Here is a 20,870-nt window from a genome sequence, read left to right on the forward strand (position 1 = left end):
CCGTGCAACCCTACGGTCCAGGAGGCCCCCATGAACCCCGGCAGCCTCTCCGCGCAGATCCTCGACTACGCCAACCGAGCGGATCCGTACCCGCTCTACGCGGAACTGCGCAAGACACCGGTGCTGCGAGAGGACGACGGTACCTACCTGGTCAGCAGCTACCACGCGGTGCGGAGCCTGGCCAACGACCCGCGAGTGAGCCAGGATCCCCGCAACCGTCCGCCGGGCTACGCCGCCCCCGGCCACTCGGAGGAGGACTCCGGCCTGCCACCGAGCTTCATCCTCACCGACCCGCCCGAACACGACCGGCTGCGCGCCACCGTCAACCGGCCGTTCGGCCCCCCGTACAGCCCCAGGTTCCTCGACGGCCTGCGCGGCGAACTCGCCACCGCCGTCACCGCCTTGCTCGACGCCTTCGACGGCAAGGACCGGATCGACGTCGTGCAGGACTTCGCCTACCCCTTGCCCGTCACCGCCATCTGCAAGGTGCTCGGCGTGCCACGCGAGGACGAACCACGCTTCCACCGCTGGGCCGACCCGGTGGCCTCCGGCATCGATCCCCAGCACGGCGGCCTCGGCGCGGCCGAGTATCAGCAGGCACGCAAGGAAATGGGCGCCTACCTGGCCGACCTGATCGACACCAAACGCCGCCACCCCGGCCCCGGCATCCTCAGCGCCCTCGCCCCCGACACCGGACCCGGCGGCAGCATGACACCGGCGGACCTGGTGGCCACCGCGATCCTGCTGCTCGTCGCCGGTCATGAAACCACCGTCAACCTGATCACCAACACCACCCTCACCCTGCTGCGCCACCCCGACGTCCTGCAGCGCTTCCAGAACGAACCCGAGTTGACCGTCCCGCTCATCGAGGAAGTGCTGCGCTACGAACCGCCCGTGCAGTTCGTCCCCGTCAACATCACCCTGGCCGACATCGACATCGCCGACGTCACCATCCCCAAGGGATCGCCGGTCTGGCTCATGATCGCCGCAGCCAACCGCGATCCCAGCCGCTTCAAGAATCCCGACCGATTCGTGCCCGACCGCGAGGACAACGAGCACCTGGGCTTCTACACGGGCATCCACTACTGCTTCGGCGCCCCACTCGCCCGCATCGAAGCACGCCTCGCCCTGCCGGAACTGTTCCGCCGGGTCAAGAACTTCCGGCTGCTGGAGGACCCCCCGCCCTACCGCACCAACGCCGTCCTGCGCGGCCCCCGCCACCTGCCCGTCGCCATCGACGGCCTCAGCGCCTGAGCGAGCGGCGCGAGGGAGCGGGCAGACGCTGCACGACGCCGTCGAGGGCACTGACTGCAAGGTCGTGAGCGGGGCAGCCGGGCGAGATCACCGGTGCCCCGGAGGCAGACATCCGGCAGGCCGCGCAGTGGATCGGGGATGGGTTACACGGGCCCCGGACTGCCCGGTCAGCGTTCCGTCCTCATCGACGCCGACCGCACCTACGTCGCGCGTCTGTGGAATCAAGGCGTGCCGGATCACCTGCACCAACCCGGTCGCCTCGGTCGCCGACCGCAAGACCGTCATCGCCGGCCTGGAGGCCGCCGCGGCGCCCCGAGGACGCGCGCTGCCGCTGCAGACGCATGAGCGTGTCGGCCTTCGGTGACGCCGCGGTCGGGGCCGCGGGACGCCCTGCCCTCCCCGCGGTGCGGGGAGGGCAGGGCGCCAGGCGTGCCCGTTGCCCGTATCAAAAGGCCAGTGGGTTACCCGCGTTACTCGTTGCCGAGGGTGTCGGTGACGCTGGCGACCACCCGGGCCGTGTCGGGGGCCTGGAGGTTGCCGTAGCGGACCTCGATGCGGTGGGCGTCCCGGGCGGGAGCGAAGACGGCGGCGCGCCAGTCGTGCACGGTGCGGACTCGTACGTCGTCGCCGACGGAGAACGAGCCGGCGACGGACGACTCGTCAGGGTTGTACAGGAAGTAGACGCCGCCGGCCTCGACGTGCGGGTCGCGGCTGACCCGGAGCATCCAGACGGTACCGCCGCTCATGGTGCGCACCGGGGTCCACTGCAGGTTGTCGAGCTCCGCCCCCAGAGTGCCGTGCGCAGGTGCGGGAGTGGAGGCCGGAGCCGCACTCGGAGCTGCCGGCGCGGAAGGAGCTGCGACGCCGCCCACGATGAAGGCGGCCGCTGCTGCCGTCAGGATGGAGCGCTTGGAGATGGTCATTCGGGTTGTCTTTCGGAAGTGGCCGGCGACGACGGTGCGTTCTGGTGGAGCGCCGGTTCCGTCGTGACCAGCCGGAATGGGTGCAGGTTTCGGGCGCGGGCCGCGTCAGGAGAGGAGCCTGCTCGCCGATCCGACGACGGTGGCGCCCCACGGTGAGTCGCGGAGATCTTCCGCGGAACCCCACATTCCTCCCGCACCGCCGCACTCGCACAATCCGACCGACAGAAACGGCCAAGTCGGTTTCGGTGCGCATCGGCGACCCTGTCGGCGATGCCCTCCCGGCGGCCGAGTCCGCATCTCTCAAAGCGTGACAAAGGCCTCCTGTAGTTTGGCGCAATGCAATTGCTCGCAACTGATCTGCCCTCGCCGGTCCGCGTCCGTCCCCGGCGGAGTGCTCGTCTCGGCCCGGAAATCCCTCGCGCGGCGTGCGGACGGGCCGTTAGCCTCCGCCTCACCGCAGCGAGGCGGCTGACCGTGGAGGGGGACGCACATGGGGACCGAGCGCGTACGGACCGACCGACTGGGCCTGCTGCTCGACCAGTTCGACTGCGCCAGGGAGCAGGCCCGGGTACGGCTGACGGGACTCGGCGACGCGGAGTACCTCTGGGAGCCCGTCCCCGGATGCTGGTCGATCCGGCGCCGGGGCGAGGCGACGACACCGAGGGCGTTCGGCCCGGGCGAGTGGGTGCTCGACCAGGGCGCCCCCGACATCCCCGCGAGCGAGTACGCGGAGGTCGCCCGGCAGGCGGCCGGCGGCATGACGGTCGCGAAGATCGCCGAGGACTGGAGCGTGAGCGTCGAACGCGTCGAGGAGGTCCTCCGCCACACCGGCCCGGCACTACCCGACGACTCCCCGGTCACCACGATCGCGTGGCGCCTCGCCCACCTGCACTTCTGCTTCGCGGGCCAGTGGGAGTGGACCTTCGGCGAACGGCGCACGGACCCGAAGCTGCTGGTCGACTTCACCCCGGAGGCCGGCCCCGCGCTGGAGCGGTTCTGGTCGCTGCTGGACCGCTGGCGGGACAGCGTCGCCGCCCTGACCGACGAACAGCTCGACACCGTCGGCCTCTCGCAGTACCCCTACGGCTCCGACCCCGACGACCCGTACGCGGCCGTGCTGTGGGGCACGAACCTCGAATTCATCCACCACATGGCGGAGATAGGCGTCCTCCGCGACCTCTGGGCGGCCAGCGGCGCCATCCACGGCTAGCGCGGTCCCGCCCGCCCCGGTCCTGCCGCCGGTCCCGTCCGTCCGCCGACGTGCCGCCGCTACGCGGAGGTTGTACACCGGCCCCACTACCGCGACCGGTGGAGGCGGACGTCAACTCGCGGTTCGGCGACGCGCGGGGGCCCGGAGCCGTAGGTTGTGTGCTGTGCCGAGAGGCACCCGACACACAGGGGGAACGACACGATGCGAACGAACATCGTCACGAGGACACTCCTCGCCACCACGACCGTCGCGGCTCTCGCCGCCGGCAGCCTCGCCGCCGCGGGCACCAGCTTCGCGGCACCCGCGGCCGCGCACCCGGCGGTCACCTCCGAGGCCGTCACCCCGCAGGCCGTGAACAACCTCGGCCTGAGCACCGCCCAGGCGAAGAAGGTTCAGCGCTGGCTGAAGAGCTACTGGCACTACACCGGTTCCATCGACGGCAAGCTCGGCCCCAACAGCTGGAAGGCGTTCCAGCGCTGCCTGAAGAAGTACTGGGGCTACACCGGCCCGATCGACGGCGTCGTGGGCAAGGGCACGATCAAGGGCCTGCAGCGCCTGCTGAAGGACTCCTACGGCTACCGGGGCGCCATCGACGGGATCGCCGGTTCGGGCACCAAGGCCGCCTTCAAGCGCTTCGCCGACGCCCACTGACGACCCTCGGGGCGCGGTGACCGCGAACGCCCTCCACCCCCGGTCCGGCCGGGGGTGGAGGGCGTGGCGCGTCTCGCGGGCGGCACCCGGGGCGCGCGTGGCTCCGGGCTCGGGGTCAGGGATAGAGCTTCTTCTCCTCGGCGAGCATGGCGACGAACTTCTCGATCCGGGCCGTCCGGGTCTCCGGCTTCTTGGCGTCCTCGACCCGGTGGAGGATCGCGAACCGGTTGCGGCTGTCCAGCGTGGCGAAGAAGTCACGGGCCGCCGGTGCCGCGTCCAGTGCCTTCTGCAGGTCGTCGGGGACCGTCGCCTTGCTCTGCGACGAGTACGCCGCCTCCCAGCGGCCGTCCGCCTTGGCCTTCTCCACCTCGCGCAGGCCTGCGGGCCGCATCCGGCCCCGCTCGGTCAGATCGGTGACCTTGTCCCGGTTGACCTTCGACCACTTGCTGCCCTTGCGCCGCGCGGTGAAGCGCTGCAGCCAGTACTGGTCGTCGAACTTCTTCTTCTGCCCGTCGATCCAGCCGTAGCAGAGCGCCGACTCCAGCGCCTGCGCGTAGTCGACCCCGTCGATCCCGGAGTCGGCCTTGGGAATCTTCACCCAGACACCGGGGACGACCTCGTGATTCTCCTCAAGCCACTTCTCCCACGCGTCCTGCGTGGCGAAGGGGAGGACCGGATCCGCCGCGTTCCGTGATCCCTCAGACATGGTCCTCATGAAATCCCACCCCCGTGGCCCGGTCAACAACCGGCGCCGCGGGGCGCGCCCCTACGACGGCGGGCCGTCGGCTTCCCCAACTCGCCCCGCACACAGGGCGAAAGACGGTCCCCGGGAGACAACCCGACCACCCCGGCGAGTGGTTCCCGGCAGGCGGCCGGCCTCACGCGGGAGCGCGGCCGGACGTCCGGGACGCCGGCGCGAAGCCGGTGCGGGACCCTCCGTCGGCCCCCGCCACCACGCCCCGCCACCGCCCCGGAACCCGTGACGAACCGGTCCGCAACTACTCACCGGCTTGACGCGGCACGACGGGGTACCCGCCTGATATGGCGAAGCTGCATCTTCCAGGGCGTAAAGAGCATCGAGCCGGCGACGAGGATCCCGGGCCGCGCGTACCCACTCCGGCCGAGGCCGGGCCGGATCCGGAGGTCGAGGAGGCGGCACCGGACACCCCCACCAAGCTGCCCAGGGGGGCATGGCTCGCGGTGCTCAAGGGGTCACTGCGCGAGTTCAAGGACGACGAGCTCACCGACCGGGCCGCGGCCCTCACCTACTACTCCGTCCTCTCCCTGTTCCCGGCCCTGCTGGTCCTGGTGTCCCTGCTGGCGGTCGCCGGCAAATCGGCCACCGACAAGGTGCTGGCCAACCTCAAGCATCTCGCGCCCGGCTCCGCGCGCGACATCATCACGCGGGCCGTGGAGCAGCTGCAGAACGGCTCGGGCACCGGTTCGGTCGTCGCCGTGATCGGCATCCTCCTGGCCGTGTGGTCGGCATCCGGGTACGTGGCCGCGTTCATCCGCGCTGCGAACGCCGTGTACGACATGCCGGAGGGCCGGCCGGTGTGGAAGATCCTCCCGGTGCGCGTCGGCGTCACGGTGGTGCTGATGGTGCTGGCCGTCGCCAGCGCGCTGATCGTGGTCTTCACCGGCGGTCTGGCCCGTCGGGCCGGCGGCGCGATCGGCATGGGGGACACGGCCCTGACCGTCTGGTCGATCGCGAAGTGGCCGGTCCTGGTCCTGCTGGTCACCGTGATGATCGCGATCCTTTACTGGGCCACTCCGAACGCCAAGGTCAGGGGCCTTAGGTGGGTCACCCCTGGCAGTTTCCTCGCCCTGCTGATCTGGCTGATCGCCTCGGCGGGTTTCGCGTTCTACGTCGCGAACTTCTCCTCCTACAACAAGACCTACGGCACCATGGCGGGCGTCATCGTCTTCCTGGTCTGGCTCTGGATCAGCAATCTGGCGATCCTGCTGGGGCTGGAGTTCGACGCGGAGACCGTCCGCCAGCGGGCCATCGCCGGCGGACATCCGGCCGAGGCCGAGCCCTACACACAGCCCCGCGACACCAGCAAGTGGGACGAGGAGGACGTACGCCGGCTCGACGACAGGTGAACCGGCAGATGGACCGGGCGGTGGACCGGGTGTGGCGGGCCGGCCGGTCCGCCACACCCGGTGGCGGGTCAGGCGGCGTGCCCGCCGTCCACCGAGAACTCCGCGCCGGTCACGTAGGCCGCCTCCGGCCCCGCGAGATGGGCGACCAGGGACGCCACCTCCGCGGCCGTACCGAAGCGGCCGAGGGCGGTCATGGCGGCCTGGGCCGGTGCGTACGGGCCGTCGGCGGGGTTCATGTCCGTGTCGATCGGGCCCGGATGCACCGCGTTCGCCGTGATCCCGCGCCCGCCCAGCTCACGGGCCAGGGCCTTGGTGAGGCCGATGACGGCCGACTTGCTCATCGCGTACAGCGTGGCGCCCGGGCCGGGCACGCGCTGGGTGACACAGCTGCCGACCGTGATGATCCGCCCGCCTGACGTCATGACCGCGGCGGCGGCCTGAGACGTCAGGAACACCCCGCGGACGTTCACGGCGAGAAGCTGGTCCACGTCGGCGAGGGACATGTCCTCCAGCGGCCCCATCAGCCCGGTGGCCGCGTTGTTGACCAGCACGTCCAGCCGTCCGAGGGCCTCGGCCGCACGGTCGACCGCGCCGGCCGCCTCCTCCGCGTCGGCGGAATCGGCGCGCAGGGCCACCGCCCGCCGACCCAGCGCCTCCACGGCCCGTACCACCTCCTCGGCCGCGTCCTTGCCGCGCACATAGGTCACCGCCACGTCCGCGCCCTCCTGCGCGAGGCGCAGCGCCGTCACCGCGCCGATACCCCGGCTCCCGCCGGTGACCAGGGCCGTCCTGCCGTTGAGCGTTCCTCGTGAAGTCATGTCCCCATTCCATCCGCCGGCCCCGGGCGGTGCTGGCGGCGAACGGACACCTACCTGACGGGCCCGCGACGGCGACCGGACACCTACCGGCCGGCCCCGCGACGGCGCCCGGCGAAGCCGCCCCGCACGGGTGCCCGCCGGTAGCCGTCCCCGGCGTCGGGTGTCAGCCGGTCGCGCGGACGGCGTCGGGTGTCAGCCATCGCGTCGACGGCGTCGGGTGTCAGCCGTCGCGTCGACGGCGCGGTGGTGTTAGCCGGTCGCGCGTACGGCGTCGCGGATCAGGGCGGCGACCGCTTCGGGGCGGGAGACGGCGACCGCGTGGGACGCGCCCTCCAGTTCCACGACGGTCGCGCCGGCCCGCTTCGCGCCGAAGCGCTCCACCTCCGGGTTGATCGCCCGGTCCGCGCCGGCGATCAGCGCCCAGGACGGCTTGGTCCGCCACGCGGCGGCGGACGCGGTCTCCTCGAACGCCGCCGCCGCGAGCGGCCGCTGTGCCACCGCGAGCACCCTGGTGATCTCCGGGTCCACGTCCGCGGCGAAGACCGACGGAAAGGCGTCCACGGCGATGGTCACCTCGACGGCGTCCGGTCCGCCGGGCACCGGGTACGTCCATCGCTCCAGGTTCTCGACGAGCGGCGAGAGCGGGAAGCGGCCCTGGAGTTCACCGAGGCTCTCGCCCTCCTCCAGGACGTACGCGGCCACGTAGACGAGCCCGACGACGTTGTCGGCGGTACCGGCGACGGTGATGAGCGCGCCGCCGTACGAGTGGCCGACGAGGACGACCGGCCCGTCGATCCGGGCGGCCACGGAGGCGATGTGGGCGGCGTCGGCGGCCAGGCCGCGCAGCGGGTTGGGCGGAGCGACGACGGGGATGCCGTCGCGCTGGAGCTCCGCGACGACGCCGGACCAGCTCGCGGCGTCGGCGAACGCGCCGTGGACGAGTACGACGGTGGGTGTGGTGGTGGTCATGTCGGTGCTGTCTCCCGGGCTCAGGCGCCGCGCAGGGCGGTGTGCAGGGTGCGCACGGCCAGGTCGATGGCGGCCCCGGCCGCCTGGGTCTCCCGCAGGGCGTCGAGCATCACGAAGTCGTGGATGACGCCCTGGAAGCGCACCGAGGTGACGGCCACGCCGGCCTCGCGCAGCTTGTTGGCGTACGCCTCGCCCTCGTCGCGCAGCACGTCGGCCTCACCGGTGACGACGAGGGCCGGGGGCAGACCCCGGAGCTGCTCGACGGTGGCGCGCAGCGGGGACGCGGTGATCTGCGCGCGCTCGGACTCGTCGGTCGTGTACTGGTCCCAGAACCACCGCATGCCGTCGCGGCGCAGGAAGTAGCCGGTGGCGAACTGGTGATAGGACGGCGTGTCGAAGTTCGCGTCCGTGACCGGGTAGAACAGCACCTGCTGCACCAGCGCGGGACCGCCGCGCTCCTTGGCCATCAGGGTGAGGGCGGCGGTCATGTTGCCGCCGACGGAGTCCCCGGCCACGGCCAGCCGCGTACCGTCCAGGTCCTTGGCCGCGCCCTCCTGTTCGATCCACCGGGCGACGGCGTAGTTCTGCTCGATGGCCACCGGATAGCGGGCCTCGGGGGAGAGGTCGTACTCGGGGAAGACGACCGCCGCCCGCGCGCCGACGGCGAGTTCGCGCACCAGCCGGTCGTGGGTGCGGGCGCTGCCGAAGACCCATCCGGCACCGTGGATGTAGAGGACGACCGGCAGGGTGCCGGCGACTCCGGCGGGCCGGACGATCCGTGCCCGGACGGTGCCGGTGGGACCACCCTGGACGGTGATCCACTCCTCGTCGACCGCCGGCTTGCCCGAGTCGCCGGACTGCACCTCGTCGACCGCCTTGCGGCCCTCCGCCGGCGGCAGGTCGAACAGGTACGGCGGGTTCGCGGTCGCCTCCGCGAACGCGGCTGCGGCGGGTTCCAGCACCGGCTTCACCGGCACCACGGCATCGGACATGGCTTCTCCTCGTCTTGCACGGGCTGCCGGGGATCCGGCACACGGGCCGGGCGTGTCTCCGACGTGTCCGGTACCGCTGGAAGCCACCGTAAATCGACCGGAGGCAGGGCAATTGACCCTGAGCGTACGGCTGTTGTGCCCACAGTGCACTTGACGGGGGCGCACAGGACGCCCCCGTGTGCCCTGGACGCGCCCCCGCCGGGGAGGCCAGACTTCCCTGCCGCGGGGCGGCGACCGGCAAGCCGTCCGCTCGCCGCCCGACTCCCCAGAAAGGCAGGTGGCCCGTGCTGTTGCGTCTGCCCACGTCCGTCTCCGAAGCGCAGGAATGTCTGGCCGCGGGCGCCGCGCCGATCGGCGGGGCCACCCTCGTATGGGCCACCTGGCAACGGGACGGGTTTCCCGAACTCGCCATGTCGCTGCGTGAGTTGACGGAGGCCAACGTCCTCGGTGCGGAGTCGGTCGGGGCCGCCGTGGTCCTGCACCGGATCGACGACCGGGTGCCGGACGTCCTGCGGCTGGCCGCCGCCACGGTGGGCACCGGGGCCGTGCGCCGGACGGCCACGGTCGGCGGCAACCTGGTCGGCAGCACCCTGCGCTGCCTGCTGCCCGCGGCGCTGGTCCTGGACGCCCGGGCGACGGTGCTGGAGCCCGACGGCGTGCACGAGACCGACCTGGCCGAAGTGGTGGCCAAGCGGCCCGTCCTGCTCAGCCTCCACTGGCGCACACCGATCGCCTCGGCCTACCGCAAGCTGCCCGCCGAAGCGGGCGGGGCGCCCCCGCTCGTCGTCGCCTCGGCGCTGCACGCCCGCGACGGCGGCGGCGAGCGCCTGCTCGTCGCCGTGCGGGACGGCTACGAGGTGGTCAGCGGGGTCGCCACCGCGACCGGCGACGCCGGACAGGCCCTGGAGGAACTGCGGCGGACGGCGCTCGGCGACCTGCCGGCCGCCGCGTGGGAGGTCGTCCGCCCGCAGGTCACCGGAGTCCTGGCGGACCGCCCCGCGGAGGGACACGCGTAGGGCGCCCGGCCCGCAAGGGGCTCACACCGCGCCGGGCACCGGGAAGACCGCGCATGTCGTGGTCCCGTGCGCGTACAGCCTGCCGTCCTCGGCCCCGACGACGCGGGCCTCCGCGGTCGCCGTCGTCCGGCCGACATGGACCGTGCGGCCCTCGCAGCGCAGCGTCGGGGTGGTCGCGAACACCGGCCTCACCAGGTGCACCCCGAGCTGCACGGTGGTGTACGCGCGACCGGCCGGCAGCGCCGTCAGTACGGCCGTGCCGAGGGCGGAGTCGAGCAGGGTGGCCATGAAGCCGCCGTGCACCGTGCCCATGGGGTTGAAGAGGTGCTCACCGGGGTCGCCCTCGAAGACGGCCCTGCCCTCCTCGGCCCCCACCAGCCGGAAGCCGAGGGTCCCGCAGATCGGGGCCTCCGGCAGCCGCCCGTCGAGACTCATGCGGGCCAGTTCGAGGCCGGTGTGGTCACCGGCCGCGGCGTAACCGACCGGCGGCTCCCAGGAATGAGTGCGCGACCGGGTCCCGGCTCCGGGTGCGGTGCCGGAGTGGGTGGTGGTGCCGGAGACGCCGCGGTCGTGGGTGGCGAACTGCGCCATGCTGCTTTCCGTCCTTCGAAGGGCTCGCGGCCGCCGCTTCGCGGCCCGCGGCCGGGGTGGTGGTGTGCGGGTCGCCGGGCGGCGGTGCGGTGCGCACACCGCACCGCCAACCGGCGTCTTCCGGTCAGGGAAGCTTGACCGCCAGGAGGTCGACGGGACGGATGTCCGGCGCCTCGCTGAGCATCGTCCCCGCGGCGTCCATCAGGGCGGCGGCGATCTTGCCCTGGAGGTGGGCCTGGCGCCCCTGCTCGTCGTCGAAGGTGTCGAAGACGCCGAACGTGGTGGCGCCCTGCCGGAACGCGAACCAGGTGACGGTGTGGTCCTCCGCTCGGGCCAGTTCGAGCGCGTCGCGCAGCAGGCCTTCGACCGCGTCGGCGTACTCGGGCTTGGCCTCGATGCGTGCCAGCAGTCCGAGTTTCGTCATGGTGCACTCCCGTGGTGTGGATCTTCGTGGAAGGTGTGCGGTGCCGGTACCGGGCACCGGAACGCGTCCGGACACCGAGAAAGCTATGCCGTCCGGACCCTCCCACCCAGTGTCGGAAACGACGCGTTCGATATCTTTTCCGCCATGGACATAGCTGTGCTGGCCTACGACGGTGTCTTCGACTCCGGGCTCGCGGCCCTGCTCGACGTGCTGGACGGGGCGAACGCCCTGCGGGAGGAGCTGCCCGAGCCGCCGCCCGCCCTGACGGTCACCACGATCGGCTTCCGCCGCCGGATCCGCACGGGCGCCGGGCACCTCGTGGAGACCACCCCCGTCGGGGCCGCGGAGCGTACGGACCTGCTGGTGGTGCCCGCGCTGGCGGAGCGGCGCCCCGACGCCCTGATCGCACACGTGTCGGGCCGGGACGCGGCGCCCGTACGACGCCTCGTCGCCGCCACCCGTGAACGCCGTACCCCCGTCGCCTCCGCCTGCACGGGGACGTTCCTGCTGGCCGAGTCCGGGATCCTGGACGGGCGCCGGGCGACGACCAGCTGGTGGCTGGCACCGTACTTCCGCAAGCGCTACCCCGCCGTGACGGTCGACGAGAGCCGGATGGTCGCCACGTGCGAGGGGGTGACCACGGCAGGTGCGGCCTTCGGGCACGTCGACCTGGCCCTGGCGATCGTCCGGATGAGCAGCCCCGTCCTGGCGGACCTGGTCGCCCGCTACCTGGTCGTCGACGAGCGCCCCTCGCAGGCGGCGTACACGATCTCCGCCGCGCTGGCACAGAGCGATCCGACCCTGGCGGCCTTCGAGCGCTGGGCCCGGGACCACCTCGACCAGCCGATCTCCATCGCCGACGGGGCACGGGCCCTCGGCGTCAGCGAGCGCACGCTCCAGCGGGCCGTCCGCCGCACCCTGGGCACCTCGCCCGTCGGCTTCGTGCGGGACCTGCGGGTCGAGCGCGCCTCACACCTGCTGCGCACCACGGACCTGCCGCTGGAGGTGATCGCCCGCAAGGTCGGCTACGAGCACGCCAACACGCTCCGGATCCTGTTGCGCGAACGCACCGGGGAGACGGCGAGCGCCCTGCGCGGACGGTGACCCGGGCGCCCTGCCGGCACCCGTGCCCGGTCCCGGCCGAGGGTCTACAATCCCGCTCCATGCTGCGCGTGCTGGCGGTCGACGACGAGGAACCGGCCCTGGAGGAACTGCTGTTCCTGCTGCGGGCAGATCCCCGGGTGCACTCCGCCGAGGGAGCCCTGGCGGCGACCGAGGCGCTGCGCCGGCTGGGCCGGGCCCAGAACGGGGGACAGGGCGGCGCGGACCACGTCGACGTCGTGTTCCTGGACATCCACATGGCCGGGCTCAGCGGTCTGGACGTGGCCGGGCTCCTGACCGGGTTCGCCGCGCCGCCCCGCGTCGTCTTCGTCACCGCGCACGAGGACTTCGCCCTGCGGGCCTTCGACCTCAAAGCCGTCGACTACCTGCTGAAGCCGCTGCGCCGGGAGCGCCTGGCGGAGGCGGTACGGCGGGTCGCGGAACTCGTCGAGGCCGACCGGGCCACCCGCGCCGCGATGTCCGCGTCCGCGTTCCCGTCCTCGTCCCCGTCGTCGGAGGCCGATGCGCACGTGGGCACGGGCTCGGGTACGGGCGTGGTCCCGGGGCCGTCGCGGCCTCCCGCCTCCCCCCTCGCGGACCACATATCGGTGGAGCGCGGGGGAGTGACCCGCTTCCTGCCCATAGCCGACATCACCTACGCCGAGGCCCACGGCGACTACGCCCGGCTGTACACCCGCGAGGACAGCCACCTGGTGCGGATACCGCTGTCGACGCTGGAGGAGCGCTGGCGGGCGAGGGGTTTCGTCCGGATCCACCGGCGTCACCTGGTCTCGGTCGCCGGCATCGAGGAACTCCGGGTCGACGCCGGCAGCCTGACGGTCCGGGTCGGCGGCGCGGTACTCGCCGTGAGCCGCCGCAACGCCCGGGAGCTGCGGGATCTGCTCCTCAGCGACGCCAAGGCGGGCCGGCCGGGCAACGGCCGCTGATCCGCGAGGAGGCTGGCGCGGGAGCGGAGGTCACATTCGGGGACCGAGGTGGCGCCGCGGCCTATCGCCGGGGATTTCTCGATGCGTACACTCCACTGCGAACGGTGATCATCGTGGGGCGGAGGCTGCGTCATGAGTGCTCCCGGGACTCCCAGGCGTGAGGTCGTCACCTGGACCCCGCAGAGCCCCCGCACGGCCCAGGGGCCGGCCCGCCCCGCCCGGGAGATCCGCGCGCTCGAAGAGCTGTCCGCCGTCGACTCCGCGGTCCTGCGAGCCCTGATGCGCCGCCAACTCCGCCTGGCCATAGCCACGTTCGGGCTGCTGGTCACGGTGATCGGACTACTGCCCCTCGTCTTCACGGCACTGCCCGCACAGTCGCCCTGGCCGGGCCGGGCGCTGATCGTGTGGGCCGTCCTCGGTGTCGCGGCCTACCCCGCACTCGTGCTGATCGGCCGGTGGTACGTCGTACGCGCCGAACGCAACGAACGGGACGCCGGGGACCTCGTCGGGAGGGCCTGAAGGTGACCGCCGCCGAGCCGCGCGCCGGCCACCCGTGCGGAGCCGCCGGGTGAACCAGACGTACGGCATCGTGGCCGTGTCCGCGGCGGTCGTCGCGACCCTGGTGATCGGGTCGACGGGACTGCGCATCTCCCGCACCACCTCCGACTTCTACGTTGCCTCCCGCACCGTGCCGCCGTATCTCAACGCCATGGCCGTCAGCGGCGAGTACCTGTCGGCGGCCTCCTTCCTCGGCATCGCCGGACTCGTCGCCGCCCAGGGCGTCGACATGCTGTGGTTCCCCGTCGGATACACCGCCGGCTACCTGGTCCTCCTCGCGTTCGTCGCCGCCCCGCTGCGCCGTTCCGGGGCCTACACGCTGCCCGACTTCGCCGAGTCGCGCCTGGAGTCCAGGGCCGCGCGGCGCGTGGCCAGCGTGCTCGTCGTCGGCGTCGGCTGGCTCTACCTCCTGCCGCAACTGCAGGGCGCCGGTCTCACCCTGGGCCTGGTCACCGGCGCACCGAGGGAGCTGGGCGGCGTGCTCGTCGCGGTCGTCGTCACCCTGGCCGTGGCGGCGGGCGGGATGCGCGGGATCACCTTCGTCCAGGCGTTCCAGTACTGCCTGAAGCTGGCCGCGCTCCTCGTGCCCGCGCTGTTCCTGGCCGCCGCCTGGCACGGCGACCCGCGCCCCGGAGCCGCCCTTGACGAGCCGCCGACCTTCCGCCGGCACACCGTGGTCACCGTGGACAGCACCGTCCGCCTCAGGATCGCGGAGCCGCTGCGCGCGGACGTGACCGGCACCGTGGACGGTGAGCGCCACGACGGCGGCCGGGTGTCGCTGGGGCCGGGCGTGCACGAGGTCCGGGCCGGTACGACCCTGCGGTTCCCGCCGGACACCCCGGTGCCCGAGCGCGCCGCCGACGGCGGCCGGCGCACCGGCGCCTCCAGCTGGGCGACCCCGCTGTCCGGCGGCCGGGACGACCACCCGCTGTACACGACGTACGGGCTGATCTGCGCGACCTTCCTCGGCACCATGGGTCTGCCCCACGTACTGGTCCGCTTCTACACCAACCCGGACGGCCGCGCGGCCCGGCGCACCACCGTCATCGTCCTCGCCCTGGTCGGCGGCTTCTACCTGCTGCCACCCCTGTACGGTCTCCTCGGCCGTGTCTACGCCCCCGATCTGCTCCTCACCGGCGACACCGACGCCGCCGTCCTCGTCCTGTCCGAGCGCCTCGTCGGAGGCCTTGTCGGCGACCTCCTCGGCGCCCTGATCGCCGCCGGCGCCTTCGCCGCCTTCCTGTCCACCGCCTCCGGCCTCACCCTGTCCGTCGCGGGCGTGCTCAGCCAGGACGTCCTGCCCTCCCTGGGCGTCCGCCACTTCCGGCTGGCGACGCTGCTGGCGATCGCCGTACCGACCACGGCCAGCGCGGCCGTCAGCGGGCTGCCCGTCGCCAACGCCGTGGGGCTGGCCTTCGCCGTGGCGGCCTCGTCCTTCTGTCCGCTGCTGGTGCTCGGCATCTGGTGGCGCGGGCTCACCGCGCCCGGCGCGATCGCGGGCCTGCTCACCGGTGGGGGCAGCGCCCTGACCGCCGTCGCCCTGACCATCGCCGGACCTCTGGCGGACGGCTGGGCGCACACCCTGCTCGCCTGGCCGGCCGTGTGGTCGGTGCCGCTCGGCTTCCTGAGCATGATCCTTGTCTCGCTCGCCACCCGGCACCGGATCCCGGCCGGCACCGAGGCCGCCATGGCCCGCCTCCACCTGCCCGAGCGCCCCGCGCCGCGGGGCGCCCACCAGCCGCCGGGAGCGACCCCATGACGACCCGTCGGCCCACCGCCCCGCGGGCCTTCGCATGATCGCGCTCGCCCTGCTCGCGGGCGGCGCCCTGCTGTTCGCGGCGGGACTCGCCACCGGCCGGCTGCTCGTGCGCCGGGCCGCCGAGGAGCGGGCCGACCTCGGCACGCCCGTGGAGCGCGCGACCTTCCACACCCTGCACACCGCCTCCGTGGCCGCACCCCCGCTGCGCGCCGGACTCACCGAGGACGCGGCGCGCAAGGCGGTGCGCCGCCTCCGTCCGCTGTTCGGCACGGCCGCCCTCGCGCTCACCGCCGAGGACCGGACGCTGGCCTGGGACGGCCCCGGCCGGCATCACGAGGAGGCGGCCCTGGACCGGGCCCGCCAGGTGCTGGGCACCGGCCGCACGCGGACCTTCACCGTCGAGTGCCGGGATCCGGACTGCCCGGTGCGCTGGGGCGCCGCCGCGCCGCTCACCGTCGACCAGCGGGTGCTCGGCGCCCTCGTCGTGCTCGGCGCCCGGGAGTCCGCCCCGGCGGTCCGCGCCACCGAGGAGGTGGCGCGCTGGGTGTCCGTACAGCTCGAACTGGCCGACCTCGACCGGGCCCGCACCGGCCTGATCGAGGCGGAGATCCGGGCGCTGCGCGCGCAGATCTCCCCGCACTTCATCTACAACTCACTCGCGGCGATCGCCTCGTTCGTCCGCACCGACCCCGAGCGGGCCCGTGAACTCCTGCTGGAGTTCGCCGACTTCACCCGCTACTCGTTCCGCCGGCACGGCGAGTTCACCACTCTCGCGGAGGAACTGCGCTCCGTCGAGCAGTTCCTGGAGCTGGTGCGCGCCCGGTTCGGGCAGCGCCTGGAGGTGACCCTGCAGATCGCCCCCGAGGTGCTGCCCGTGGCGGTGCCCTTCCTGTGCCTTCAGCCGCTGGTGGAGAACGCGGTCAAACACGGACTGGAGGAGAGCGTCGAGCGCAGCCGGATCACCATCGCCGCGCAGGACGAGGGGGCGTTGGCCCGGATCGTCATCGAGGACAACGGGGTCGGCATGGAGCCGGACCGGCTCCGCCGGATCCTGCGCGGCGAGGGCAGTCCCTCGGCGGGCATCGGGCTGCGCAACGTCGACGAGCGGCTGCGGCAGGTCTACGGGGACGAGCACGGACTCGTGATCGAGACCGGCGTCGGGGCAGGCATGAAGATCACTGCCCGGATTCCCAAGTACCGTCCCGGAGTCCACAGTTCGCCCCCGCGCGGCCGCCTGGACCGGCTCGGCTAGGCGGCCTGGGCCTTGTCGTACAGGGCCTTGACGACGTCTCCGAAGTACGGGCCGAACATCCGGTTCGGCAGGAAGACGTAGCCGAAGCTGTTCACGGAGACCTGCAGCCCGGTACCGGCGGACTCACTGAACCCGGTGAACCAGGGGCCGCCGCTGGACCCGCCGGTCATGTTGCAGCCGAGGCTGTGGTCCTGCGAGAAGAGGAAGTCCTTGGAGCTGTTGCCGCTGCAGTAGATCAGCTTAGTGCCGTCGTACGGCGACGCGGCCGGGAAGCCGAAGGAGTACATCTGCTTGTTGTAGCCACCGTTGAACTGGATGCCCTGGGCGCCGACGACCGAGGTGAGGTTCCGGCCGTTCAGCGGGGTGACGACCGCCGCGCCGACGTCGTAGTTGATGTCCTCGCTCGCCTCCCACTGCGGGGTGGTGAGGGTCTTGGCCGCGCTCCACTGCCCGTACGGGGCGTTGCCGTTGTCGTAGCCCGGTACGAAGACCCAGTTGGTGTGCCAGCTGCCCTGGTACTTCACACAGTGTCCGGCGGTGATGACGGTGCCGGCGTTCTGGCTGGTCACCGCGTTGCCCGTGCAGGACGCGGTGCGGCCCTGGAAGGTGAAGAACACCCGCCCCGAGGTCGGGACGACGGCGCCGCCACCGGTCCACGGGCCGCCGGCCTGCGGGAAGGAGGCGGGGGCGGCGGTAGGTGCGACGGTGGAGGTCTCCGCCCCCGCCCGCGGGGTCTTCAGGCTCTTGGCGGCATGCCGGGTGAGCAGCAGATCGAGGGGAGTGGCGCCGCGCATGCGCTCGGGGGTCCAGAAGGTGCGGGCCCGCTGCTGTTCGGCGGCCGGGGCGGTGCGGACCGCCGCCGACGGTCGGGGGCCGGGTGCCGGGGCGCCGCGTCCGCGGCACCGGCGCCGGCGAGTCCGCCGGCGAACAGGGCTCCGACGGCCAAGAGTATGCCCGCGGCAGTGCGATGGCGTCTCACGCAGGTCTCCTTCTGCCGTGCCCGGACTGGTCGGCTCCGGGCAGGGTGGGGGAACGAAGAACGGTGCGGATGGACGGACGTGCGTGACGCAGAGTGCCATGGAACCGTAAAATTGTCAGGGGCGTGTCAATGCGTTGTCCGGAAGACGCGCCTGCGCGCGGCGCACACACTGAAGTGTGTTCCCGCGGAAGGAAGTTGCGGTCAGGGGTGCTCAGGGGTGTCGGCGCGGTCGAGGAGTTCCCGGGCCTCGGCGGTGCGACGGTGGTCCGGGCCGAAGGCGGCCAGGCAGGAGGCGTGGGCGGTCGCGGCCAGGGTACGGGCCTCGACGTCCCGTCCCAGCCCGAACAGGGCCGTGGCGAAGGCAAGTTCGACGCCACCGGTCTCCGAACGGCCCTCGCCCTCGGGCAGGCCGCGGCGCAGCTCGTCTGCACTCCCGGCCTCGGCGAGCGCCTCGGTGTGCCGGCCCTGGCCGTTGAGGCTGCGGGCCAGACCGAGCAGCAGGACGAGGCGGAACCTGTCCCGGTCGCCGTGGGCGGCCAGGGCTTCCCGGGCGACGGTCTCGGCCTCGGCGTGCCGGCCCAGGCCGTTCAGGGCGAAGATCCGTCCGTTGCGGGCGGCGGCCAACAGGAGGGCCATGTGCGGGCCGGCGCCGCGGCGGGCGATCCTGGCCAACGCCGCGCACTCGGCCTCGCTCTCCGTGTACCGGGCGAGCGCGCTCAGCGCCTGCGCGCGGTCCGAGCGCAGCTTCAGGGTCTGCGGGTGCGCGGCACCGAGGATTCTGCCGAACTCCGGCAGCAGCCCGTCGTACGCGGCGACGGCCTCGGCATGGCGGCCCTGGGCGTTCGCCGCCAGCGCGGCCATGCCCAGAGCCAGCGGCGCGTACGGGTCGTCGCGCAGCCCGGACCGGGCGGCCGCCACGGCGCGGCTCTCGGCCTCCGCCTCCGCGTAACTCCCGTCCTGGTACAGGGTCATGGCCCGGATCAGCGGCGATTCCGTGGTCTGCCCGGCGCCGTCGCGGCCGCGGGACCGGAAGAATTTCATGCGCGGAGCTTAAGGGGAGGCGCCCGCGGGGGCGCGGCCGGGGGGCCGGTCCATGACCTGCTCGTACCGTCGGGTGGGCGGGGGACGGGGACCAGGGTGTCGGGGAGCACCGCGCACGCGTTGTAGCGTGACCGCGTGGCGGCGGACGAGATGTACCGGGAACTGGGCGAGAGCGCCTGGGCGTGGGTGTTGCGGCAGATCCGGGAGGACGACGGCCCCTGGCTGCCCGAGACCGTCCCGGAGGACGGCGCGCCCGGGGAACCGGCGCCGGACCGCGACACGCTGTACGCGGGAATCGCGGGCCTCGCCCCGGTGCTCGCGGAGATCGCGCGGTACCGGGAAATGACCGCGAGTGAGCGGAGCCTCGCGGACGGGATCGTCTCCCGGCTGTCGGCACAGGCCGCGCACCGGGCCGAACCGTCGCTGTACGACGGCCTGGCGGGTGACGCCATGGCACTCAGGCTGCTGGCCCCTGGCGCGGAGCAGACCGCCCTGCGTCGGCTGGCCGACCTGGCGACGCCCGACGGGTGGCGGACCACCCTCGAGTTCGAGCCCGGCTCCGACGCCCCCCTCAACGACATCGTCATGGGTAACGCCGGAGTGGTGCTGACGGCGGTCTGGGCGGGCGGCGAGTCCGCGGAGGTGATCGCGACGACGGGCTGCGAGGCGCTGCTGCGCGCGGCCGACCGCACCGAGGTCGGCCTGGACTGGGGCATCGCCCCGGGCGCCACCTCGAAGTGCCCGAACTACTCGCACGGCACCGCCGGAGTGGCATCCGCGCTCGCCGTGGCGGGTGCGGCGCTGAACCGCCCGGACTTCGTCGAGGCGGCGGTGGACGGCGCCCGGCACGTCGTGTCCGTGGGCTCGCTGGAGGGCGGCGGCCTGGTCGTCCCGCACACCATCCCGCCCTCCAAGCGGGACGTGGAACCGGTGACCTACACCTGGTGCCACGGCCCGGCGGGCACCTCACACCTGTTCGCCGCGCTGGCGCACGCGGGCGTCGCCGAGGTGTCCGGGCTTCCGGTCGGCGAGCTGCGGGACCGCTGCCTGACCTCGCTGCTGACCTCCGGAATCCCGGAGCGGCTGCGCCCAGGCTTCTGGGACAACGACGGCCGCTGCTGCGGAACCGCGGGCGTCGGGGACGTCCTGCTGGACGCGGCACAGGACTGCGGTACGCCGGCTCGGGCGGACACCCTGGTGCGGGCCGCGCGCACCATGGGGGACGCGCTGGTGACGCGGGCGATCAGGGACGACACAGGCACCCGCTGGCGTTTCCTGGAGCACCGGCAGGACCCACCGCTGCTGCCCCCGGGCACCGCGTGGATGCAGGGCGCGGCGGGCATCGCGGCGTACCTGCTCCGTCTCGCCCGCTTCGTCGAGACCGGACCGGACGCACCGGTGGTGGACCGCCCGGACCAGTGGTGGGCCGTGCCCGCCCGCCTGCGCGCCACCTCCGTGTGAGCCGGTCCGGCTGCGCGGCACCACTGTGTGAGCCGGTCCGCCTGTGCGGCACCACTGTGTGAGCCGGTCCGCCTGTGCGGCACCACTGTGTGAGCCGGTCCGGCTGCGCGCCAGCCTCGTGTGAGCCCGCCCGCCGCTGCGCGCCAGCCTCGTGTGAGCCCGCCCGCCGCTGCGCGCCAGCCTCGTGTGAGCCGGTCCGGCTGCGCGCCAGCACCATGTGACAGGGGCGGCGGCCCCGACCGGCTCGGCCCGCCGCCGTCCCGGCCACCGCCCCCGCCTGCGGTGGTGCACAAAGTTGAGCAGCCGGGGCCGGGCGCCCCGGCGTACCGTCCCCGCTGGTCGAGCGGCACACGGGAGGGCGGATCCATGACGACGATGTACGAACACGTCGGCGGTGAGAAGGCGTTGCGCCGGTTCGCGGAGCACTTCCACCGCACGGTGCTCGACGACCCGCTGCTGGCACCCCTGTTCCGTGCCGGCTCACCGGACCACGCCGACCACCTGGCGGCGTTCTTCACCGAGATGCTCGGCGGTCCGGCCCGGTACACCGGGGAACTCGGTGGGTTCATCGCCCTGCTGCGGGCCCATGTCGGCATGCGGATCACCCCGGAGATGAGCGAGCGGTTCGTCACGCTGATGCTCGCGTCCGCCGACGCGGTGGGGCTGCCCGACGACGACCGCTTCCGCAAGGCGTTCACCGCCAACGTCGAGAAGGCGGCCGGTTTCACGACCAAGGCCTCACAGGACGAGAACCACCCCATGCTCCAGCCGCCGTACCCCGAACTGGGCCGCTGGCAGTGGTGAACCGGCCCTGCCGA

General features: G+C 73.1%; 20 protein-coding genes and 2 pseudogenes. 13 read left to right on the forward strand and 9 right to left on the reverse strand.

The window, feature by feature from the left end:
* Positions 1 to 30 precede the first annotated feature (30 nt).
* On the forward strand, positions 31 to 1,254 hold the full coding sequence (locus N8I86_RS34630; RefSeq protein ID WP_263279605.1) for a cytochrome P450: 1,224 nt from the start codon (positions 31 to 33) through the stop codon (positions 1,252 to 1,254).
* A 111-nt stretch (positions 1,255 to 1,365) separates the two neighbouring features.
* Positions 1,366 to 1,558 (forward strand): annotated as a pseudogene (locus N8I86_RS39495) (hypothetical protein); the annotation flags it as partial.
* A 166-nt stretch (positions 1,559 to 1,724) separates the two neighbouring features.
* Here N8I86_RS39495 and N8I86_RS34635 read toward each other — a convergent pair.
* Entirely contained in the window at positions 1,725 to 2,177 is a 453-nt protein-coding gene (locus N8I86_RS34635) for a hypothetical protein (RefSeq protein ID WP_263279606.1), read from the reverse strand.
* Positions 2,178 to 2,667: 490 nt separating this feature from the next.
* Here N8I86_RS34635 and N8I86_RS34640 point away from each other — a divergent pair, with 490 nt between their 5' ends.
* A complete protein-coding gene (locus N8I86_RS34640) occupies positions 2,668 to 3,387 on the forward strand; it encodes a DinB family protein (protein WP_263279607.1) in 720 nt (239 codons plus the stop codon).
* Positions 3,388 to 3,588: 201 nt separating this feature from the next.
* Entirely contained in the window at positions 3,589 to 4,038 is a 450-nt protein-coding gene (locus tag N8I86_RS34645) for a peptidoglycan-binding domain-containing protein (RefSeq protein ID WP_073890602.1), read from the forward strand.
* A 115-nt stretch (positions 4,039 to 4,153) separates the two neighbouring features.
* Here the strand turns inward: N8I86_RS34645 and N8I86_RS34650 are convergent, their stop codons facing one another.
* Positions 4,154 to 4,744: a YdeI/OmpD-associated family protein gene (locus N8I86_RS34650; protein WP_073890601.1), complete on the reverse strand. Its 591-nt coding sequence runs from the start codon at positions 4,742 to 4,744 to the stop codon at positions 4,154 to 4,156.
* Positions 4,745 to 5,079: 335 nt separating this feature from the next.
* Between N8I86_RS34650 and N8I86_RS34655 the strand changes: the two genes are divergently transcribed.
* Entirely contained in the window at positions 5,080 to 6,144 is a 1,065-nt protein-coding gene (locus N8I86_RS34655; RefSeq protein WP_263279608.1) for a YihY/virulence factor BrkB family protein, read from the forward strand.
* Between the two features lie 68 nt (positions 6,145 to 6,212).
* Here the strand turns inward: N8I86_RS34655 and N8I86_RS34660 are convergent, their stop codons facing one another.
* The 3 genes from N8I86_RS34660 to N8I86_RS34670 all read right to left on the reverse strand — a co-directional run bounded on the left by N8I86_RS34660 (position 6,213) and on the right by N8I86_RS34670 (position 8,923).
* Entirely contained in the window at positions 6,213 to 6,962 is a 750-nt protein-coding gene (locus N8I86_RS34660; protein WP_263279609.1) for an SDR family oxidoreductase, read from the reverse strand.
* Positions 6,963 to 7,211: 249 nt separating this feature from the next.
* On the reverse strand, positions 7,212 to 7,931 hold the full coding sequence (locus N8I86_RS34665; RefSeq protein ID WP_123440787.1) for an alpha/beta fold hydrolase: 720 nt from the start codon (positions 7,929 to 7,931) through the stop codon (positions 7,212 to 7,214).
* Between the two features lie 20 nt (positions 7,932 to 7,951).
* Positions 7,952 to 8,923, reverse strand: a complete 972-nt coding sequence (locus tag N8I86_RS34670) for an alpha/beta hydrolase (protein ID WP_263279610.1) — start codon at positions 8,921 to 8,923, stop codon at positions 7,952 to 7,954.
* A 284-nt stretch (positions 8,924 to 9,207) separates the two neighbouring features.
* Between N8I86_RS34670 and N8I86_RS34675 the strand changes: the two genes are divergently transcribed.
* Positions 9,208 to 9,939 (forward strand): FAD binding domain-containing protein, encoded by a 732-nt coding sequence (locus N8I86_RS34675; protein WP_263279611.1) that lies wholly within the window; start codon positions 9,208 to 9,210, stop codon positions 9,937 to 9,939.
* Positions 9,940 to 9,960: 21 nt separating this feature from the next.
* Here the strand turns inward: N8I86_RS34675 and N8I86_RS34680 are convergent, their stop codons facing one another.
* Together N8I86_RS34680 and N8I86_RS34685 are read right to left on the reverse strand one after the other, a co-directional pair.
* Positions 9,961 to 10,530 carry a PaaI family thioesterase gene (locus tag N8I86_RS34680; protein WP_263279612.1) on the reverse strand — a complete coding sequence of 190 codons (570 nt, stop codon included), beginning with the start codon at positions 10,528 to 10,530 and terminating at the stop codon, positions 9,961 to 9,963.
* Between the two features lie 124 nt (positions 10,531 to 10,654).
* Positions 10,655 to 10,954 carry a putative quinol monooxygenase gene (locus tag N8I86_RS34685; protein ID WP_073890593.1) on the reverse strand — a complete coding sequence of 100 codons (300 nt, stop codon included), beginning with the start codon at positions 10,952 to 10,954 and terminating at the stop codon, positions 10,655 to 10,657.
* A 144-nt stretch (positions 10,955 to 11,098) separates the two neighbouring features.
* Between N8I86_RS34685 and N8I86_RS34690 the strand changes: the two genes are divergently transcribed.
* The 5 genes from N8I86_RS34690 (at position 11,099) to N8I86_RS34710 (ending at position 16,571) form a co-directional block, all read left to right on the forward strand.
* Positions 11,099 to 12,058, forward strand: a complete 960-nt coding sequence (locus N8I86_RS34690) for a GlxA family transcriptional regulator (RefSeq protein WP_263279613.1) — start codon at positions 11,099 to 11,101, stop codon at positions 12,056 to 12,058.
* 59 nt (positions 12,059 to 12,117) lie between these two features.
* A complete protein-coding gene (locus tag N8I86_RS34695) occupies positions 12,118 to 13,002 on the forward strand; it encodes a LytR/AlgR family response regulator transcription factor (RefSeq protein ID WP_263279614.1) in 885 nt (294 codons plus the stop codon).
* A gap of 132 nt (positions 13,003 to 13,134) precedes the next feature.
* Entirely contained in the window at positions 13,135 to 13,521 is a 387-nt protein-coding gene (locus tag N8I86_RS34700) for a hypothetical protein (RefSeq protein ID WP_073890588.1), read from the forward strand.
* 49 nt (positions 13,522 to 13,570) lie between these two features.
* Positions 13,571 to 15,319, forward strand: coding sequence for a sodium/solute symporter (locus N8I86_RS34705; RefSeq protein WP_123440794.1), 1,749 nt, complete (start codon positions 13,571 to 13,573; stop codon positions 15,317 to 15,319).
* A gap of 34 nt (positions 15,320 to 15,353) precedes the next feature.
* A complete protein-coding gene (locus N8I86_RS34710) occupies positions 15,354 to 16,571 on the forward strand; it encodes a sensor histidine kinase (RefSeq protein WP_073890585.1) in 1,218 nt (405 codons plus the stop codon).
* Here the strand turns inward: N8I86_RS34710 and N8I86_RS34715 are convergent.
* Positions 16,568 to 17,550: pseudogene (locus tag N8I86_RS34715) on the reverse strand (trypsin-like serine peptidase). The gene N8I86_RS34710 and the pseudogene N8I86_RS34715 sit on opposite strands and share 4 nt — an antisense overlap.
* A gap of 201 nt (positions 17,551 to 17,751) precedes the next feature.
* A complete protein-coding gene (locus N8I86_RS34720; RefSeq protein WP_263279615.1) occupies positions 17,752 to 18,591 on the reverse strand; it encodes a tetratricopeptide repeat protein in 840 nt (279 codons plus the stop codon).
* A 135-nt stretch (positions 18,592 to 18,726) separates the two neighbouring features.
* Between N8I86_RS34720 and N8I86_RS34725 the strand changes: the two genes are divergently transcribed.
* Positions 18,727 to 20,052: a lanthionine synthetase LanC family protein gene (locus tag N8I86_RS34725; RefSeq protein ID WP_263279616.1), complete on the forward strand. Its 1,326-nt coding sequence runs from the start codon at positions 18,727 to 18,729 to the stop codon at positions 20,050 to 20,052.
* A gap of 366 nt (positions 20,053 to 20,418) precedes the next feature.
* Positions 20,419 to 20,856, forward strand: a complete 438-nt coding sequence (locus N8I86_RS34730; protein ID WP_073890581.1) for a group II truncated hemoglobin — start codon at positions 20,419 to 20,421, stop codon at positions 20,854 to 20,856.
* The last annotated feature ends 14 nt before the right edge of the window (positions 20,857 to 20,870 follow it).

It is taken from the genome of Streptomyces albidicamelliae, from assembly GCF_025642175.1.
GTDB lineage: Bacteria > Actinomycetota > Actinomycetes > Streptomycetales > Streptomycetaceae > Streptomyces > Streptomyces albidocamelliae.

Excerpts from the sequence above, each read along its gene's own strand:
- N8I86_RS34660 (WP_263279609.1), bottom strand. The coding sequence starts at position 6,962 with ATGACTTCACGAGGAACGCTCAACGGCAGGACGGCCCTGGTCACCGGC.
- N8I86_RS34690 (WP_263279613.1), top strand. The coding sequence starts at position 11,099 with ATGGACATAGCTGTGCTGGCCTACGACGGTGTCTTCGACTCCGGGCTC.
- N8I86_RS34655 (WP_263279608.1), top strand. The coding sequence starts at position 5,080 with ATGGCGAAGCTGCATCTTCCAGGGCGTAAAGAGCATCGAGCCGGCGAC.
- N8I86_RS34665 (WP_123440787.1), bottom strand. The coding sequence starts at position 7,931 with ATGACCACCACCACACCCACCGTCGTACTCGTCCACGGCGCGTTCGCC.
- N8I86_RS34700 (WP_073890588.1), top strand. The coding sequence starts at position 13,135 with ATGAGTGCTCCCGGGACTCCCAGGCGTGAGGTCGTCACCTGGACCCCG.
- N8I86_RS34640 (WP_263279607.1), top strand. The coding sequence starts at position 2,668 with ATGGGGACCGAGCGCGTACGGACCGACCGACTGGGCCTGCTGCTCGAC.
- N8I86_RS34635 (WP_263279606.1), bottom strand. The coding sequence starts at position 2,177 with ATGACCATCTCCAAGCGCTCCATCCTGACGGCAGCAGCGGCCGCCTTC.
- N8I86_RS34670 (WP_263279610.1), bottom strand. The coding sequence starts at position 8,923 with ATGTCCGATGCCGTGGTGCCGGTGAAGCCGGTGCTGGAACCCGCCGCA.
- N8I86_RS34695 (WP_263279614.1), top strand. The coding sequence starts at position 12,118 with ATGCTGCGCGTGCTGGCGGTCGACGACGAGGAACCGGCCCTGGAGGAA.
- N8I86_RS34730 (WP_073890581.1), top strand. The coding sequence starts at position 20,419 with ATGACGACGATGTACGAACACGTCGGCGGTGAGAAGGCGTTGCGCCGG.
- N8I86_RS34630 (WP_263279605.1), top strand. The coding sequence starts at position 31 with ATGAACCCCGGCAGCCTCTCCGCGCAGATCCTCGACTACGCCAACCGA.
- N8I86_RS34645 (WP_073890602.1), top strand. The coding sequence starts at position 3,589 with ATGCGAACGAACATCGTCACGAGGACACTCCTCGCCACCACGACCGTC.
- N8I86_RS34685 (WP_073890593.1), bottom strand. The coding sequence starts at position 10,954 with ATGACGAAACTCGGACTGCTGGCACGCATCGAGGCCAAGCCCGAGTAC.
- N8I86_RS34710 (WP_073890585.1), top strand. The coding sequence starts at position 15,354 with ATGATCGCGCTCGCCCTGCTCGCGGGCGGCGCCCTGCTGTTCGCGGCG.
- N8I86_RS34650 (WP_073890601.1), bottom strand. The coding sequence starts at position 4,744 with ATGTCTGAGGGATCACGGAACGCGGCGGATCCGGTCCTCCCCTTCGCC.
- N8I86_RS34680 (WP_263279612.1), bottom strand. The coding sequence starts at position 10,530 with ATGGCGCAGTTCGCCACCCACGACCGCGGCGTCTCCGGCACCACCACC.
- N8I86_RS34720 (WP_263279615.1), bottom strand. The coding sequence starts at position 18,591 with ATGAAATTCTTCCGGTCCCGCGGCCGCGACGGCGCCGGGCAGACCACG.